This window comes from Geoanaerobacter pelophilus (assembly GCF_018476885.1).
Lineage (GTDB): Bacteria > Desulfobacterota > Desulfuromonadia > Geobacterales > DSM-12255 > Geoanaerobacter > Geoanaerobacter pelophilus.
The window spans coordinates 171251-187679 of the sequence record NZ_JAHCVJ010000006.1 but is presented as its reverse complement, the minus strand read 5'-3'; the positions used below and the strand labels follow the sequence as shown (position 1 = coordinate 187679).

General features: G+C 58.0%; 9 protein-coding genes. 7 read left to right on the top strand and 2 right to left on the bottom strand.

The window, feature by feature from the left end; translation table 11 throughout:
- The first annotated feature begins 119 nt into the window (after positions 1 to 119).
- The 7 genes from speA (at position 120) to KI809_RS14895 (ending at position 12520) form a co-directional block, all read left to right on the top strand.
- The gene (gene speA / locus KI809_RS14925; RefSeq protein ID WP_214172381.1) at positions 120 to 2027 is read left to right on the top strand and encodes an arginine decarboxylase; all 1908 of its coding nucleotides are present in this window, start codon (positions 120 to 122) and stop codon (positions 2025 to 2027) included.
- Positions 2028 to 2915: 888 nt separating this feature from the next.
- A complete protein-coding gene (locus KI809_RS14920; protein WP_214172380.1) occupies positions 2916 to 3611 on the top strand; it encodes a PEP-CTERM sorting domain-containing protein in 696 nt (231 codons plus the stop codon).
- 64 nt (positions 3612 to 3675) lie between these two features.
- Positions 3676 to 6288: a multicopper oxidase family protein gene (locus KI809_RS14915; RefSeq protein ID WP_214172379.1), complete on the top strand. Its 2613-nt coding sequence runs from the start codon at positions 3676 to 3678 to the stop codon at positions 6286 to 6288.
- Between the two features lie 181 nt (positions 6289 to 6469).
- Positions 6470 to 7183, top strand: a complete 714-nt coding sequence (locus tag KI809_RS14910; RefSeq protein WP_214172378.1) for a hypothetical protein — start codon at positions 6470 to 6472, stop codon at positions 7181 to 7183.
- Complete coding sequence (locus tag KI809_RS14905; RefSeq protein ID WP_214172377.1) at positions 7180 to 8760, top strand: efflux RND transporter periplasmic adaptor subunit; 1581 nt, start codon at positions 7180 to 7182, stop codon at positions 8758 to 8760. The genes KI809_RS14910 and KI809_RS14905 overlap by 4 nt, the downstream gene beginning before the upstream one ends.
- Positions 8757 to 12020, top strand: a complete 3264-nt coding sequence (locus tag KI809_RS14900; RefSeq protein ID WP_214172376.1) for an efflux RND transporter permease subunit — start codon at positions 8757 to 8759, stop codon at positions 12018 to 12020. The genes KI809_RS14905 and KI809_RS14900 overlap by 4 nt, the downstream gene beginning before the upstream one ends.
- Positions 12017 to 12520: a TlpA family protein disulfide reductase gene (locus KI809_RS14895; RefSeq protein WP_214172375.1), complete on the top strand. Its 504-nt coding sequence runs from the start codon at positions 12017 to 12019 to the stop codon at positions 12518 to 12520. The genes KI809_RS14900 and KI809_RS14895 overlap by 4 nt, the downstream gene beginning before the upstream one ends.
- A 19-nt stretch (positions 12521 to 12539) precedes the next feature.
- Here KI809_RS14895 and KI809_RS14890 read toward each other — a convergent pair whose 3' ends face one another.
- A complete protein-coding gene (locus tag KI809_RS14890; RefSeq protein ID WP_214172374.1) occupies positions 12540 to 15221 on the bottom strand; it encodes an MMPL family transporter in 2682 nt (893 codons plus the stop codon).
- A 63-nt stretch (positions 15222 to 15284) separates the two neighbouring features.
- The gene (ltaE, locus tag KI809_RS14885; RefSeq protein ID WP_214172373.1) at positions 15285 to 16304 is read right to left on the bottom strand and encodes a low-specificity L-threonine aldolase; all 1020 of its coding nucleotides are present in this window, start codon (positions 16302 to 16304) and stop codon (positions 15285 to 15287) included.
- Positions 16305 to 16429 lie beyond the last annotated feature (125 nt).

The following is a 16429-nucleotide window of genomic DNA, read 5'->3' as shown; positions in this document are numbered from 1 at the left end:
CGGGCGTAGAGCAAGGCGACGAGGAAGGGTTGACGCAGGCGTAGCAGGGCTACGTCGAGGAGAGCCCTGACGAGGCAACACAGCTATACGGCCGAAGGCGGATTCGTTCAGGAGAACCCATGGAAAAATGGACCATTGCCGATTCTGCAAAGATTTACAACATCGACAACTGGGGCTCTGAGCTCTTCTCGATAAACAAGAAGGGCCACGTCTGCGTCCACCCTTCTCCTACCTCAAAATACTCCATCGACCTGCGGGATCTCATGGAAGACCTGATCAAGCGCAAGATCAAGCCCCCGATTCTGCTCCGGTTCATGGACATCCTCGAAGGGCGGATCGGCGCCATCAATCGCGCCTTCAAAAGCGCCATCTCCGAGAATGACTACCCGGCCAAGTACCGCACCTTCTACCCGATCAAGGTCAACCAGCAGCGCCAGGTGGTGGAAGCGATCACCCAATTCGGCAAACGCTACAACATCGGCCTGGAGGTCGGCTCCAAACCGGAGCTGGTTGTGGCGATCTCCTTTGCCTCAGGGACCAACATTCCGATCATCTGTAACGGCTACAAGGATGCCGAATTTATCGAGACCGTCCTTTACGCAACCAAGATCGGCTTTGATATCACCATCGTTGTGGAGAAACTGTTCGAGCTGGAAAAGATCATCGCCCTGGCCAAGAAGGTCGGCATCGTGCCGAAGCTGGGGATTCGCGTCAAACTCTCTTCCAAAGGGACCGGCAAGTGGGCCACTTCAGGCGGCGAAGACGCCAAATTCGGTCTGCGGATCTCCGAACTGATCACCGCTATCGAGCTGCTGGAAGAAGAAGGGATGGTGGACAAGCTTAAACTGCTCCATTTCCACATCGGCAGCCAGATCACCAAGATCGACAAGATCAAGAACGCCCTGATCGAAGGGACCCGTGTCTACGCCGAGATGCGCAAGATGGGGGTCGACCTGGAGTACGTCGACATCGGCGGCGGACTGGGCGTCGATTACGACGGCACCAAATCGAGCTACTTCTCCAGTGTTAACTACACGGTTGAAGAATATGCCAATGACGTCGTTTACCAGATCAAGAACATCTGCGACGAGGCAGGGGTCGAATGCCCCAACATCATCTCCGAATCGGGCCGGGCCATTGTCGCCCACTATTCGGTACTGATCACCAACGCCCTGGACACCAACACCCAGAGCCTTTCCCCGGATTTCGAAGAGGTCCTGGAGACCACCGAAAAGCTTTCTCCTACGGTGCGCAAGCTGGTGGACATCTACAAAAGCATCGACCGCCACTCGCTGCGCGAGGATTACCACGACACCCTGCAGCTGATCCAGGAAGCGGTGAGCCTGTTCAACCTCGGCTACCTGAACCTTCAGGATCGCGCCGTTGCCGAATGGCTCTGCTCAAGGATATTCAAAAAAATCAACGGCATCGTCGAGAAGATCAAGCCGATCCCGGAAGAGTTGTCCAACTTCCACCTGAGCCTCCGCCAGACCTATTTTGCCAACTTCTCGCTGTTTCAGTCGATCCCCGACTCCTGGGCCATTGACCAGCTGTTCCCGATCATGCCGATCCAGCGGCTCAACCAGAAGCCGGATGTCATGGCTTCCATTGCCGATATTACCTGTGACTCCGACGGCGAGATCACCAGCTTTGTCGGCGAAAATGGCCGCTCCAAGTTCCTGCCACTGCACAAGGTCCGCAAGAACGAGGATTACTATATCGGCTTTTTCCTGATCGGCGCCTACCAGGAGATCCTTGGCGACATGCACAACCTGTTCGGCGATACCAACGCCGTACATATCACTTTCAACAAAAAGACCAATTACAAGATAGATACGGTGATCAACGGCGACGCCGTCTGGGAGAGCCTGAAATACGTGCAGTACAAGGGGCCGGAGATCCTCAAGCATGTCCGCGACACCCTGGAGAAGAGCGTTGCCCACCGTAAGGTCTCCATTGAGGAGAGCAGCCATTTCCTGGAACTGCTCGACAAGACCTTGCTGGGGTACACCTATTTCGGCGAATAACAACCAACCGTATTAAAAAGGGGGCGGTTATTCCGCCCCCTTCGGGTGCGCCATTAACATTAAATCACAGGCAACATTTTGTAATGTCGGGAATTACAACACTTTTTCAGGCATCGTAGACCTGAAACTTTTTTTACAAGCCCCCCATCTTTAACATTCTGCAATCATCCCCCCTACCCCAAAAGGGTTATTGCCATTTCATACTCTCATAACAACCAGTTATCGAATACATATTTCCGAAACCAAGTAAAAATTTCAGGCAAATCAGGTTTTACGTCTTTGTAACTGCAAAAAATTTTACACCCCTTACAGATATACCCAGGAAATCAGCCCCCACAACTTATTATATTTACTAACTATTTATACACACATCAAATTTTGCTTAATGATGCGGCAAACGAGCCAGCTAAAACTAATCGCACTACACCTGTCGAATCTACTTACACTTTCATCTTGAAATAAATATTGCAAAAGCATACCTGCCGGATGACAAACGGCGTTACCCACAAGCATTTAAGCATCCCCATTCACTGGCACAATCCCTTCCCAAACAGACTTGTGGCTCTTTAAAGGCGCTAAGGACTGAGCTTGACTCACTGTTCAGTTGCAATCACCAAATCCTCATATCTGCAACAAATGCTTCTTTACCCCCAAGGTAAAATGTCGACTGGGCTTACATCTCTGCATTTCTCACATTAAAATAAGACGACCCAAGCTGCATAAACACCAATATTTCAATCAAGTTACAAAAGAAGGCCACCATTTGGCACTTTGATTGCCTATATCCTTCTAACAAATCATTTTGTAGGTAATTCTTGTATTGAGCGGTGGACAAAACAACAGGAAACCTGAAAAAGGTTTCACATTTAGTAGGGAGGTAAACAAATCATGAAAGCAACTCACTCACGCAGCATCATCCTCGTAGTTATCATCGGCATACTCTGGGCTACCCAGGCCTTTGCTATGCCCACCAATTACATTCTCTCAGGTAGCGGTTACGGCGATTTGAATGGAGACCCGGTCTTTAACGAAGTTTCCTACAAAATCAACCTGGCGACAAATGCGAGCACAACCGTAGACACCTCTACCTACAGCGGCGTCACCTATCTGCTTGGTCTGCAGGGCAAGATCGGGCTCGGTCCGGACGCCTTCCCCGAGCCATCAAACACAGTGCCCTACAAAGGCTACGTCGGGAATTTTGTCGATAATCTCTATCTGGCGTTTGATGCCAACTCAAAAAGCCTTGAGTTCGGTTCATTCGATGTAGCGGCAAACGATCCTGGCAATGGAGATTTTTTTGGAGCAAATGCATTCTGGCGTTTTGATATCGGCACGGCACTCAATCCGTTTGCCGGCAGTGGCCCTGTTACCTGTTTTATTGATCCTGCTTTTGACCCGCTCAACGCAACCGGCTTCATGTGGGTTTCTGAATTTACTGCCGCGATGTCGACAGGCGATGTTCTGACCCTCGGCCCTAATACCATGGTCTATGCTGCACCGGTTCCGGAGCCGTCCACCTTTGCCTTAATCGGTGCCGGTCTCATCGGTCTTGGATTTTTACGTAAGCGTACCAGCAGAAGCTAGGCGAAACCGGGAGTAATAGTCCAATACAACTGATATCCTCCCCTAACACGAAAGGAGTTCACATATGGACGCAAAAATAAGCCGCAGAAGATTTCTTCAGATATCCGCCCTGGCTGCCGGGGCAACCATGCTGCCGATGCCGGTACGCTGGTTGGGAACCGGGAGTGCCCAGGCATTCGCCCAAAGCCCGCCGCTTTTGAAAAAAGATGCCTATAAGCTGCGCGGCTTGGCGCTTCCTCCCATGGTCTTGGGGCTGATCCCCAATTCTGCTTTCTACGCCAACGACGCTGGGGGCATTCCGGTGCTCGACGGTACGCCAGACCCGGCATTCGCCAATACCTTGAAGTACAACGTAACGGCCAGTGAATTTACCGATCAGCTCCACCCGGGCATGGGACCTACCAGACTCTGGGGCTACAGGGATACTGCCAGCGCACCTGCGAGCCAGAAGCACCTGGGCGGAGTCATCATAGCCGCCCGCGGCACCGCAACCAGAATCCGGATGACCAACGCCCTGACCACCAACGGCTCGCCAACCGGCCCGGCACTTAACAGCATTATCCCCATTGACAACTCAATCCCGGGAACCGGCATGGGAGTGGCCCAGAATCGCATCGCCGTCCACCTCCATGGCGGCTACATCCCCTGGATCAGCGATGGTGGTCCGTTCGACTGGTGGACCCCGAACAATGCCGGCGGCACCGGTTTGAGCTTCAAGAACGGTCCTGGCAGCCTGTTCGATACTGCCGACCCCATGGTCCCCGGCCAGGCCGATTACTATTACCCCAACGATCAGAGTACCCGGCTCATGTGGTACCACGACCACGCCCACGGCATCACGCGCACCAACGCCTATGCCGGAGTGGCCACCGGTTACCTCTGCCTTGATCTCGCCCAGGAGACAGCGCTCGGCACTTCCATACCACCGGTCACCAGCCTCGTCCCACTGGTATTCCAGGACAAGATCTTCGTGAATGGCGACCCGGTCACCGGAACGCTCAAGACTGACCCGACCTGGGCGAACGTCGCTCCGGCACGAGTGCAGGCCCCCGGCAGCCTCTGGTATGCTCATATCTATGATCCAAAGCTGTACCGTCTGAAAAAAGGTCGTGGTTTCCTGGCACCTCCGGACCCTTCCTGCGTACCGGAATTCTTCGGCGACACCATGCTCTGCAACGGTACCGTAGCCCCGGTGGTTGAAGTAGAACCGAGAAGGTTCCGCTTCATGCTCCTTAATGCCTGCAACGCCCGTTTCTTTAACATAAACATGCTACAGGTGCAGCCCGGCTGCGAAGTAACGACCGGAAATCTCCCTGGCGCTGTGGGAGTGCCGATCGGCCAATACAATTACATTACCGGAACACCGGTTGCAGCGCTGCCGACTCCAGGCCCCCAAATCATCCAGATCGGTACCGAGGGTGGGTACTTGCAGAAACCAGTGACTCTCCCGGCGGTAGCACCGACTGCAGCCACCGGTAACATCGTTCCCTTCAATCCTGCTACCTTCAGTGGTAACCTGGTTGTTGGCAACGCGGAACGGGCTGACTTCATCATAGATTTCTCCGCATACGCTCCGGGGACAGAGTTCGTGTTCTATAACGATTCCCCGGGCCCGTTCCCGGCAGGTGCCCCGACCAACGACTACTATGCAGGTAATGCAGCCACGCCGGCGGCAGTGCTGGGTTCTACCGTGGATACCAGAAACATCCTCCGTTTCCGGGTGATTCCGTTCAAGACAGGGAATGCCCCTGATCCGCAGGTCGGATTGCCGACTCTGCCAGCCATGGACCCGCCACCGCTCGCCACGGCAGCAGCAGTTGCCGGCGGCCCACTGACCGTACCGGCCAATGCGGCTGTGCGTGATCTGACCCTTAACGAGGATTTCGACCCCTACGGCCGCCTGCGCCAGTTAATCGGCACCACCAAGCCGGCCCTGGTCGGCAAAGGGTTTGGCCTGGATTACCTGGCCCCGGCCACGGAAATCATCGCTGCCGGTGCCACTGAAGTCTGGCGGGTTTTCAATTTGACCGCAGATACCCACCCTCTTCATTTCCATCTGCAAACCTGCCAGATCGTGTCACGGCAGCCGTTCAAGATTATAAACGGCAGATTCACCCCGACCGGTGTTGCCAGAGGGCCGGAGCCGAATGAGATGGGGTGGAAGGAAACCATCAGGATGAATCCGGGCGAAGTCACCTCGGTCATCTTCAAGTGGGATATGTCCGCCGTACCGTTCACCGTACCGTTCAGCGACCGCACTATGGGCGATCCGCTTGTCTATCCTGGCGGCATCATACCTCAGGCAAACGAGTTCGTTTACCACTGCCACATCCTGGAACACGAAGAGCACGACATGATGCGGCCACTGGTCATCACCGGCGTGAACCCGCAGCGGCCGAACATCAAGCCGACCTCGGCGGCAGCCACGGTTACCGGCGCCCCGGCGCCTCTCCTCCTGAACTTCACGGTTACCCTGGCTCCGGGAAGCACGATCGCCTCGATCGCAGCGACCTCCAGCGATCCGGCCTATCCGGCACCTGCTGCGGCAACCAATGCGGCCGGCTTCGACGTGACACTCCCGACGCTGGTCATGGCCCCGGCGACACCGATAAAGCTGAATTACGAAGTAACCGACAGCACCGGGCTGAAGTCGTCGATAACCATTGTCGCGTCCTGATCTAATGGTGCTTCTGCTTTAAACTTTCTAGGCAGTTGCCAGCCCCGGCGCTTCGGCACCGGGGCTTTTTTCATCTGCTGCATTTGCCCCGCAGGGCTTGACAACCGGGCAGGGGAAATTACTCTTCTTCTAACCCTGCGATAATGGCAGCAGGCTTATCGACTTGATTCCGGAGATGCCTATGAAGAAAAAATCGCTAAAAACCCTCATCAAGCAGGTACGAGCCGAACTCGAATGGCCAATCCTCGAAAAGTCTCACGAAATGCCGGTAATTCGCATCGCTTCTTACCCACGCACCCGTTCGCATGTCTTTCTCATGCCGAACAAGCTTCACAACAAGAGCACCGATCTGGATTATCTCCACGAACTAGGACATGCTTACTTGTGCGAAAAAGTCCACCCGGTCTTCTCAGCTACGAGCCAGTTCAGTTCGGAAAAGGACAAGCGTCAATTTCTGATGGCAATTCCCGCGTTGAACGCAGCCTGTGACTGGTTCATCGGCCACTGGCAGATGGAACTCTCACCCCAGGAGGCGCGAAAACAGCTGCAGGAGAATATCCCTATTGCCGAAGAGGTCCTTGCCGCGCCACAGCTCCCCCCCCTTGAGATTATCCTCGACGCAGCGCTGTTGATCGCCGAAGGAATTAACTACCTGGAAGAACCTTTCGAATGCCAGGGTGTCCTTAAAACTGTCGTCGATGCCTTCCTCTCTGTACCCCCCGGCCAGCCTTCTGCCGACAACTGCAGCTTGCTGGTCAACCGTCTTATGTCAACCTATACCGACCATCGCGCGCGTCTGATAAACCAGGACGGTTACCATGTCTGGGATATCTACCTCCCAGATACGGCATCACATGATTCCGCATCTGACCCAACCCGGGAAACCACTGTATGAGCAAGCGGCTGGTTATCTCGATTATCCTGCTCCTGATGGCTGCCTCTTTCCTGGCTGGAGCATGGATCAGCTACCTTAAGGCAGGAAAAGCGTCTCCTGCCGGTGGCCGGAAAATTCTTTACTACGTCGATCCGATGCACCCTTCCTACCGTTCCGACAAGCCCGGGACCGCACCCGACTGTGGCATGCCGCTGGAACCGGTTTATGCTGACGGCACGGTCGGCGATGGTTCGACGTCCCTTCCACCTGGGGCAGTCCGCGTTTCGCCGGAAAAGCTCCAGACCATTGGTATTGTGACCGGAACGGTGGAAAAGAGCAGCGGCAGCCAGAACTTGCGGCTGACCGGGCGCGTAGCACCTGATGAATCAAAGGTCTATGTAATCAATGCCACTATTGACGGCTGGATTACGGCGGTCGGCAGCAACACAACCGGCAGCATCGTCCGCAAGAATGAAGTGCTGGCTACCTTCTACAGTTCCGAGTTCCTCTCTGCTGGTCAGGCTCTCATCTATGCGCTCAGCTCAATGGATCGAATACCGGGTGGCGGGACCTCTATGAATCAGGCCCAGCATGACCAGATGCAACAGTTCAACCTGAGCCTCAAGCAGTACCGCGATTCGCTACGCAACCTGGGAATGGGAGATCGCCAGATCAATGAAATGATCCGCACCCGCAAATATATGGAAAACGTCGACATCGATGCGCCGGCCAGTGGCCTGGTCCTGGTGCGCAATGTCTCTGCCGGGCAACGTTTCGAGCGGGGCAAGGAACTGTACCGCATTGCTGACCTCTCGAAGGTCTGGGTCCTTGCCGACACCTACGGCGCGGAAGTCGATCAGTTCAAACCCGGCATGAGAGTCAAAATTTCTCTGCCGAACCGCGGCAAGACTTTTTTTGCCCGGGTATCTCCGATACTGCCGCAGTTCGATCCCACGGGCCGGACCTTGAAAGTGAGGCTTGAGGTTGACAACCCAGACTATCTGCTCCGCCCTGATATGTACGTTGACGTCGAGCTTCCGTTCAACACCCCTCCGATGCTGTCCGTGCCTGCTGATGCGGTTCTCGACAGCGGCCTGAAAAAGACCGTCTTCGTTGAGAAAGGGACCGGCATATTCGTGCCGCGTGAGGTGGAGACGGGCCGAAATATCGGCAATCGGATCGAAATCCTTACCGGTCTTAAGGAGGGGGAGCGGATCGCCATCTCCGGCACCTTCCTGCTTGATTCCGAAAGCCGGATGAAAAGCGCTGCTTCCGGGATTTCCGGCACCCCGCAGCAAGATCCGGTGTGCGGCATGTACGTGGATGAGACCAAGGCCCGCAGCAAAGGGTTGATGATCGAAGCCGGAGGCAAGACCAACTTTTTCTGTTCCGATGACTGCAAAGGGAAGTTTAAAAAACAGCCTGCGGTCAAGCCTGGCAGCGGCACCTCCAAATCCAAGGCACCAGCGGTAATGCCCGCCAAAACCGAAGTAATTAACCCGGCGGAGCATGATGCGCATGCCGGCCACAAGGCTGCGCCAGCGGCTTCCGGCCAGATGGACCACTCCGGACACGATATGCAGGGCGGGATGAAATGATCGAACGGATCATCGACTTCTCGGCCCGCAACCGGTTTCCGGTCATTGTTGTTGCCCTGATTGCCGCGTTGTGGGGATGGTGGTCCTTGCGCCACCTGCCGATGGACGCCATTCCCGATCTCTCCGACACCCAGGTGATCATTTACTCCCGCTGGGACCGCAGTCCGGACATCATCGAGGACCAGGTCACCTACCCCATTGTCTCGGCCATGCTCGGCGCCCCCAAGGTCAAGACCGTCAGGGGGTTCTCCGACTTCGGTTACTCATTCGTCTACGTCATCTTCGAGGAAGGAACCGACATCTACTGGGCCAGGTCCCGCACCCAGGAGTACCTGTCCGGAGCACTCTCCCGCCTTCCCCAGGGGGTCAGGACGGAGCTCGGCCCGGACGCCACCGGCCTCGGCTGGATCTACCAGTATGCGCTGGTCGACACTCCCGGCAGCAAGAGCCTGGCCGACATCCGCTCCTACCAGGACTGGTATCTCCGCTACTACCTGAAGTCAGTGCCCGGAGTGGCTGAAGTCGCGCCGGTCGGCGGCTTTACCCGGCAGTACCAGGTCAATGTCGATCCCAACAGGCTCCAGCTGTACGGGCTGTCGATCAACAAGGTGGCCGAAGCAGTCAGGACAGGCAACAGTGAGACCGGCGGTCGACTGCTAGAGTTCGGCGGCACCGAGTACATGGTGCGAGGCCGCGGCTACGCCCGTTCCATAGAGGAGTTCGGCGCCATTGCCGTGTCGGTCAGCGACACCGGCACCCCGATCAGGGTCAGAGACCTGGGGAGTGTCACCGTCGGCCCGGATATCCGGCGCGGCGTGGCTGACCTGAACGGCAGCGGAGATGTGGTGTCCGGCATTGTGGTCATGCGCGAGGGGAGCAACGCCCTGGAGGTGATCGACCGGGTCAAGAAAAAGATCGCAGAGATCGGCCCCGGCCTGCCGAATGGCTTGAAGATAGTGCCGGTCTATGACCGCTCCGAGCTGATCCTGCGGGCCATCGCCACGCTCAAATCGACCCTGCTCGAAGTGATCGTCACCGTCATGCTGGTGATCTTCCTGTTCCTGCGCCATCCGCCGAGCGCCCTGATTCCGGCTATCACCATTCCGTTTGCCGTGCTGATCTCCTTCATCCCCTTAAAGCTGATGGGAGTCACAGCCAACATTATGTCGCTCGGCGGGATCGCCATCGCCATCGGCGCCCTGGTTGATGCGGCCATCGTCGTGGTGGAGCAGACCCACAAGAAGCTTGAGGCGTGGGAGGCAGGCGGCCGGGTCGAAGACCAGCAATCAGTGGTCATTGCCGCCATCAAGGAGGTCGGCGGGCCAAGCTTTTTTGCCTTGCTGGTGATCGCCGTGGCCTTCCTGCCGGTCTTTGCCCTGGAGGCCCAGGAAGGGAGGCTGTTCAAGCCGCTCGCCTGCACCAAGACCCTGGCCATGGCAGTGGCCGCGTTCCTGACCATAACCCTGGATCCGGCCCTGCGGGTCATGCTGACTCACACCCGCCAGGTGAACATCCGCCCGCTCTTCATCAGCAGGCTCATCAACGCCTTTACTGCGGCCCCATTCAAACCAGAGCACGAGCACCCCATCAGCAGCTTCCTGATCCGCATTTATGAACCGGTGGCCCGCTGGGGGCTGCGACACGGCAGGATCATCATCGGCGCGACCCTGATTGCCATGCTGGCAACGATACCGGTTGCCATGCGGCTCGGCAGCGAGTTCATGCCGCCGCTCGACGAAGGCACCCTGTTCTACATGCCGACCACCATGCCGGGCATTTCCGTCGGCGAGGCGCAGAAACTGCTCCAGGTAACCGACCGGATCATCGCCAAGTTCCCGGAGGTAGAGCGGGTACTCGGCAAGGCCGGCCGGGCCGAGACCTCGACCGATCCGGCGCCGCTGTCGATGCTGGAAACAGTGATCACCCTCAAGCCGAAGGAGCAGTGGCGGGCCAGGGAAACTTGGTATTCCGGCTGGGCGCCGGGCTGGCTCAAGCCGCTGTTGCGCCCCCTGACGTCAGACCGGATCAGCCGCGACGAGCTGGTTACCGAAATGAACGAGGCGCTCAAGATCCCCGGTCTGTCCAACGCCTGGACTATGCCGATCAAGGGGCGCATCGACATGCTCACCACCGGCATCCGTACCCCGCTCGGGATCAAGATCAGCGGCGCCAACCTGACCGAGATCGAGCAGATCGGCACCCAGGTGGAAGGGATCCTGGGCAAGGTCAAAGGGACCCGCAGCGTATTTGCGGAACGGACCGGCGGCGGCTACTTCCTCGACATCACCTGGAACCGCGACGAACTGGCCCGATACGGCCTGTCGATGGATGAGGCGCAAGGGGTGGTGCAGAGCGCCATCGGCGGGGACAACGTCACTACCGCCATCAAGGGAAGGGAGCGGTACTCGGTGAATGTCCGCTACCAGCGGGATTTCCGCAGCGATCTGCAGTCTCTCCGGCGCGTGCTGGTGCCGGTTGATGGGGGCAAACGCCAGGTGCCGCTCGGCGAACTGGCTGAAGTCTCCGTTGCCAGCGGTCCCGCCATGATCCGCAACGAAGACGGCCTGCTTACCGGCTATGTCTACATCGACCTGGCGAACCGCGACCCGCAGGGGTATATCGATGAGGCCGATCCGCAACTCCGCAAGAAGATTGAGCTGCCACCAGGATATACCTTCAGCTGGAGCGGCCAGTATGAAGCGATGCAACGGGTCAAGGAGCGCCTCAAGCTCGTGGTGCCGGTCACCCTGTTGCTGATCGTGGGGCTGCTCTGGCTCAACACCCGCTCAACCGCCAAAACCGCCATTGTCATGCTGGCAGTGCCGTTCTCCGCCATCGGCGCCTTCCTGTTCCTCTGGCTGCTCGGCTACCATATGAGCGTCGGTGTCTGGGTCGGCCTGATCGCCCTGCTGGGGGTCGATGCCGAGACCGGTGTGTTCATGCTGCTCTACCTCGACCTGGCCTATGAAAACGCCCGGCGGGAGGGACGGCTTTGCAGCCGGGCCGATCTCCATGAAGCGGTCATTGACGGGGCAGTAAAGAGGATCCGCCCCAAGTTCATGACCACGGCAACCATGTTTCTCGGCCTGGTGCCGATCATGTGGGCCACCGGCACCGGCAGCGATGTCATGAAACATATCGCCGCACCGATGATCGGCGGCATCTTCACCTCGTTCCTGCTGGAATTGCTGGTCTACCCGGTAATATACGACAACTGGAAATGGCGATCTGAGCTGAGAAAATCGGGAGCTGGTCAATGAAACAAGCGTTCTTAGTCACCCTGTTGCTACTGCTAACGCTGCTCTTCTTCCCGGCTGGCAGAGCAGAAGCAGTGGTCAAGATCGGCATGAACCTTCCTGCCGGGCAGTTCCAGGGACTTAAAGGCGGGTCGGTCAGGCTGCCCGATGCGGTCAGGGGAAAGGTTGCGGTCATTCATTTCTGGGCATTGGGGTGCAGTTCATGCCGCGAGGAGATGCCGGCCATGGATTCCATATACCGGAAGCTCCGGGCCCGAGGGGTCGAAATCGTGGCAGTCAATATGGGCCAGGGCAGGAGTGAAGTCGAAAAGTTTGCCCGCGAGACCGGCATCAGTTACAGCCTGGTGCTGGACCCGGAGAGGCAAAGTGTGCAGTTGTACGATGTGGCAGGGATACCGCGCACCATAATCCTCGACCGAAACGGCACGATCCGCTTCAAGATTATCGGCAGCACCCCGGCCGAGCTGATCCGGAAGTATGTGACCAGCCTGCTCGACAGCTGATCACAACTGACAACGGAGGCTAGCGTCTCTTTCCTTCAACAATTATCAGCAGCGCCGGGAGAAAGACCAGGAAAGCAGCCACCACTGCGGTCATGCCGATTGACATTACCGCGCCGATGCTGAAGACCCCCTGGTGCCGCGCCACCATCAACGCCCCGAAGCTGAACAGGATCGTCAGGGCGTTCAGCAGGACCCCGACCCCGGCGCTGCTGGTCACCACCTGCAGCGGCGTCTCCCCCTCGTTGCGATAACGGTTGATGATGTAGATGGCCGAATCGACCCCAACCCCTAGCAACAGCGGCATGACAATGATATTGGCCACGTTGAACCTGATTCCGCCGAGCCACATCCCGCCGATCATCAGCAACAGCCCGGCCAACAAAGGCAGCAAACCGAGCAGGGCAAACTTGACGCTGCGAAAAGTGACCAGCAGGATGAGGGCAATCCCGGCAAAGGCATAGCCGAACGCCCTTAAATAGGCGTCCCGGAGGATGGTCATCGATTCGAAGACATTCACCGGCTCGCCGGTTACCTTAGGATACACAGTCCTGATCTGGGCGATGAACTCTGCCAGCGGCTCGCGGTCGAAGATCTCCTGCTTCGGTGCAACCTGCAGCAGCAGCTTGCCGGTCTTGCCGACAAACCTGGATTTCAGTTGCTGCGGCACATCGCTGTCAGTGACCGGTGCCGCCTCAAGGCTCGACTTCAGCTCAGCGATCTTGGCCGGGAACTGGGCGAACATGCTCCCCTGGAACTCCCGGAGCATGCCCAGGGCATTGCGGTCCTTCTCCTTTTCCAGCGATCCGAAAAACTTGTCCAGGGTCTGGAGAAATCCGGCTACAGCCGGCGCCTCACCAGCTTTGCGCCCTTCCAGCGCACTCTTCAACTTAGCCACCCGGTCGCGGAACCCCTCGAATACCGCCGGCAGCTCCATGACGCTCAGGTTTTCGTCATACGGCACCGGTTTCACCTCTGCCAACACCCGGCGCAGGGCCGCGATCTCGGCCAGCTTCGCCTCCTGGCCGTCCGGCGCAAAGGACAGAACGCTCACCACATGATCCACTGCCGGCAGCTTTTCCAGCCGCTGGGTCAGCTCCAGAGCTTCGCTGCGGTCCTTGGCCACAGCCACCCCGAAATAGCCGGAGTTTTCACGGCTCCGCATAAGCTTGTAGGCGTAGGTAACCGAATCCAGACCCTTGGCCTGCAAATTCATCATGTTGTAGTCAAAGCCGGTCCGCGTCAGTGCCAGGGCACAGAGCAGCGAGAGCGCAACCGTGGCGGCAATAATCGGCCACGGCCGACCGAAGAGCGCCGCCAGCACCGGATGGGCAAAGCTGACTGATCCTTTGCCTGTCTGTGCCGGCTTTGGTTTGCGCCATTTTGCCATAAGCACCAGGATCGCCGGCAGCACCGTGAAGGTGCAGAGCACGCAGAAGATAATGCCGCCGGCAGCAATGATCCCCAGCTCGGCAATCCCTTTGAAATCGGTCATGGCAAAGGTGGCGAAGGCGAGCGCTACGGTAGCCCCAGCCATGATAATCGCCAGGATGTTCCTGGTGATCCCGCCATCAATCGCCTCAATATGTGGCAGCCCGGCCTTCAGACCCTCCTGGTAGCGGAGCACCACCTGGATGCCGTATTCCACCCCCAGGCCGATCAGCATCACGGCAAACGCCATGGAGAGAATATTGAGATGGCCAACCGCCAGGGTGGCGAAGCCGAGCGACAGGGAGATCGCCACCAGCAGCGAAACCATGGCCGCGATGACGTTCAGCACCCCGCGGAAGGCAACCAGCAGGAGCAGCACCGTCAGGCCGAGGGAGAGAAAGGTGGCGGTTTCCATATCCTTCTGGCTGGTCGCCATCTCCTCGTATTCCAGCACCGGCACGCCGGTCAAACCAGCCTGGACCCCTTTGAACTCCGGCTTCTTGAGGAGTTCGGCCAGCTCGGCCCGGATCGACTTGATCGCCTTTTCCGCCGGAACAAAGCTGGTCTCGTCTTTCACCGGCAGGATAGTGATCACCTGCTGCTTGCCGACGCTCTCCAGCAGGGACGGCTTGCCGCTGCCGCTACCCTTGAGGAACGAATCCATGGACAGGGCGCTGTTCTTGCCGTCAAACCCCTTAAAGCCGGTATCCAGGCTGGCCAGCATGAAAGACAGGCTCTTCAGCTTGTTACGGGCTTCGGCGGAATCGGGCGGCAGGGCAAGATAACTGTCGATCTGGCCGGTGATGCTGGTGAACAGGGTCTGCACCGACGGCGCTGCTGCCAGGTCCTTCAGCACCGGCGCTGCCAGGGTAAGGGTCTTGCTCAAGCCCTGGATCTCTTCCAGCGGCATGAACAACAGCCCGTTCTTCCGGAAAAACGGCAGACCGCCGGGGTAGAACAGTTCCCGGTAGGCGCCGGGCGTCTTGTTAAGCCTGGCATACAGGGCATCGCCAAAAGCGAGCGACTGGCTGGCATCACCCGACTCGATGACCACCACGATATCTTCCTGGTCGCCGAACTCTGCCCGATAGGCGTAGTATTCCCGCTGGAACGGCGCATTGCTCGGCATCAGGGAATCGCGACCGGTAAGAAAGGTCATGCTGCTCTTGGCGTAGAAGAGCGACAGGGCTGAAAGAAGAAGGGCGACCACGATGATCGCCCTGGGATAGGTCGAGACGAAGGCAAAGAGCCTTCCGGGACGGTTTTGTTTCACGTTTGCTTCTCGCTTGAGTGTATTTTTTACCGGGGCGATACTACCACCACGGCTTGAGTGGCGTCAATGATCTCGTCCGGAAAAGAACGCACAGAATGCCGCCACTGCCTGCTCGATATCCGCCCGGTCGATATCCAGGTGGGTCACCAGCCGCATGGTCCGCCCTCCCCTGACCAGCACCCCGCTCTGTTTCAGGTGGAACTCCAGGGCTGCAGGGTCGGCGGCTGTCAGCGTGACGAACACCATGTTGGTCTGGGCGCTGGTGACTTCCAGGCCTTCGATAGCGGTAAGCCCTTCAGCCAGCAGGGTTGCGTTGGCATGGTCTTCACTGAGCCGTTCGATGTGGTGCTGCAGGGCATAGATCCCTGCGCCTGCCAGCATGCCGGCCTGGCGCATCCCGCCGCCGGCCATCTTCCGCCAGTGCCTCGCCTCGCGGATGAAATCCCTGCTGCCGCACAGCACTGAGCCGACCGGCGCGCCCAGCCCCTTGGAGAGACAGACATTGATGGAATCGACATGGTCGGCAATTGTCGCAGCCGGGAGATTCTGGCTTACCGCGGCATTGAAGAGCCGCGCCCCGTCCATATGAAGCCTTAGTCCGCATCGGAGAGCCAGAGAACGGATCTCCGGGAGATATGCCGCTGGCAGCGGTTTGCCGGCCTGGGTATTCTCCAGGCAGATCAGGCGGGTCCGGGCGTAGTGGTCGTCAACCGGCTTGATCGCCGCCTCCACCCTGGCAACGGCCAGGGTCCCGTCCGGCTCGAACTCCACCGGCTGGGGCTGGATACCGCCGAACACCGCTGCCCCGCCCCCTTCCCAGCGGTAGCAATGGGCCATGGAACCGGCAATATACTCGTCACCCCGCCCGCAGTGGGCAAGCAGAGCAATAAGGTTCCCCTGAGTGCCGCTGGCAACGAACAGCGCCGCCTCCTTGGCGAGCAACTCGGCCGCCATTCCCTCCAGCCGGTTGACCGTCGGGTCTTCGCCGAAGACGTCGTCACCGACCTCTGCCTCGGCCATGGCAAGACGCATGGCAGCAGTCGGCCGGGTAACGGTATCGCTGCGCAGGTCAATCGGTTTCAATATCGCGCTCCTGATGGCAAAGCAAAAAGCTCCAGATGCAAGGCTTGCGAAATCTGAGGAGCGAGGCGTAGCCGGAGGCTACGTCGCAGTGACGAAGATTGAGCGTAACGCAGCAGATGGACTTT

What these genes read in the sequence shown, in the direction of transcription:
- KI809_RS14920 (WP_214172380.1), top strand. Translation starts at nt 2,916, where the DNA reads ATGAAAGCAACTCACTCACGCAGCATCATCCTCGTAGTTATCATCGGC.
- KI809_RS14900 (WP_214172376.1), top strand. Translation starts at nt 8,757, where the DNA reads ATGATCGAACGGATCATCGACTTCTCGGCCCGCAACCGGTTTCCGGTC.
- KI809_RS14895 (WP_214172375.1), top strand. Translation starts at nt 12,017, where the DNA reads ATGAAACAAGCGTTCTTAGTCACCCTGTTGCTACTGCTAACGCTGCTC.
- KI809_RS14910 (WP_214172378.1), top strand. Translation starts at nt 6,470, where the DNA reads ATGAAGAAAAAATCGCTAAAAACCCTCATCAAGCAGGTACGAGCCGAA.
- KI809_RS14915 (WP_214172379.1), top strand. Translation starts at nt 3,676, where the DNA reads ATGGACGCAAAAATAAGCCGCAGAAGATTTCTTCAGATATCCGCCCTG.
- speA (WP_214172381.1), top strand. Translation starts at nt 120, where the DNA reads ATGGAAAAATGGACCATTGCCGATTCTGCAAAGATTTACAACATCGAC.
- KI809_RS14905 (WP_214172377.1), top strand. Translation starts at nt 7,180, where the DNA reads ATGAGCAAGCGGCTGGTTATCTCGATTATCCTGCTCCTGATGGCTGCC.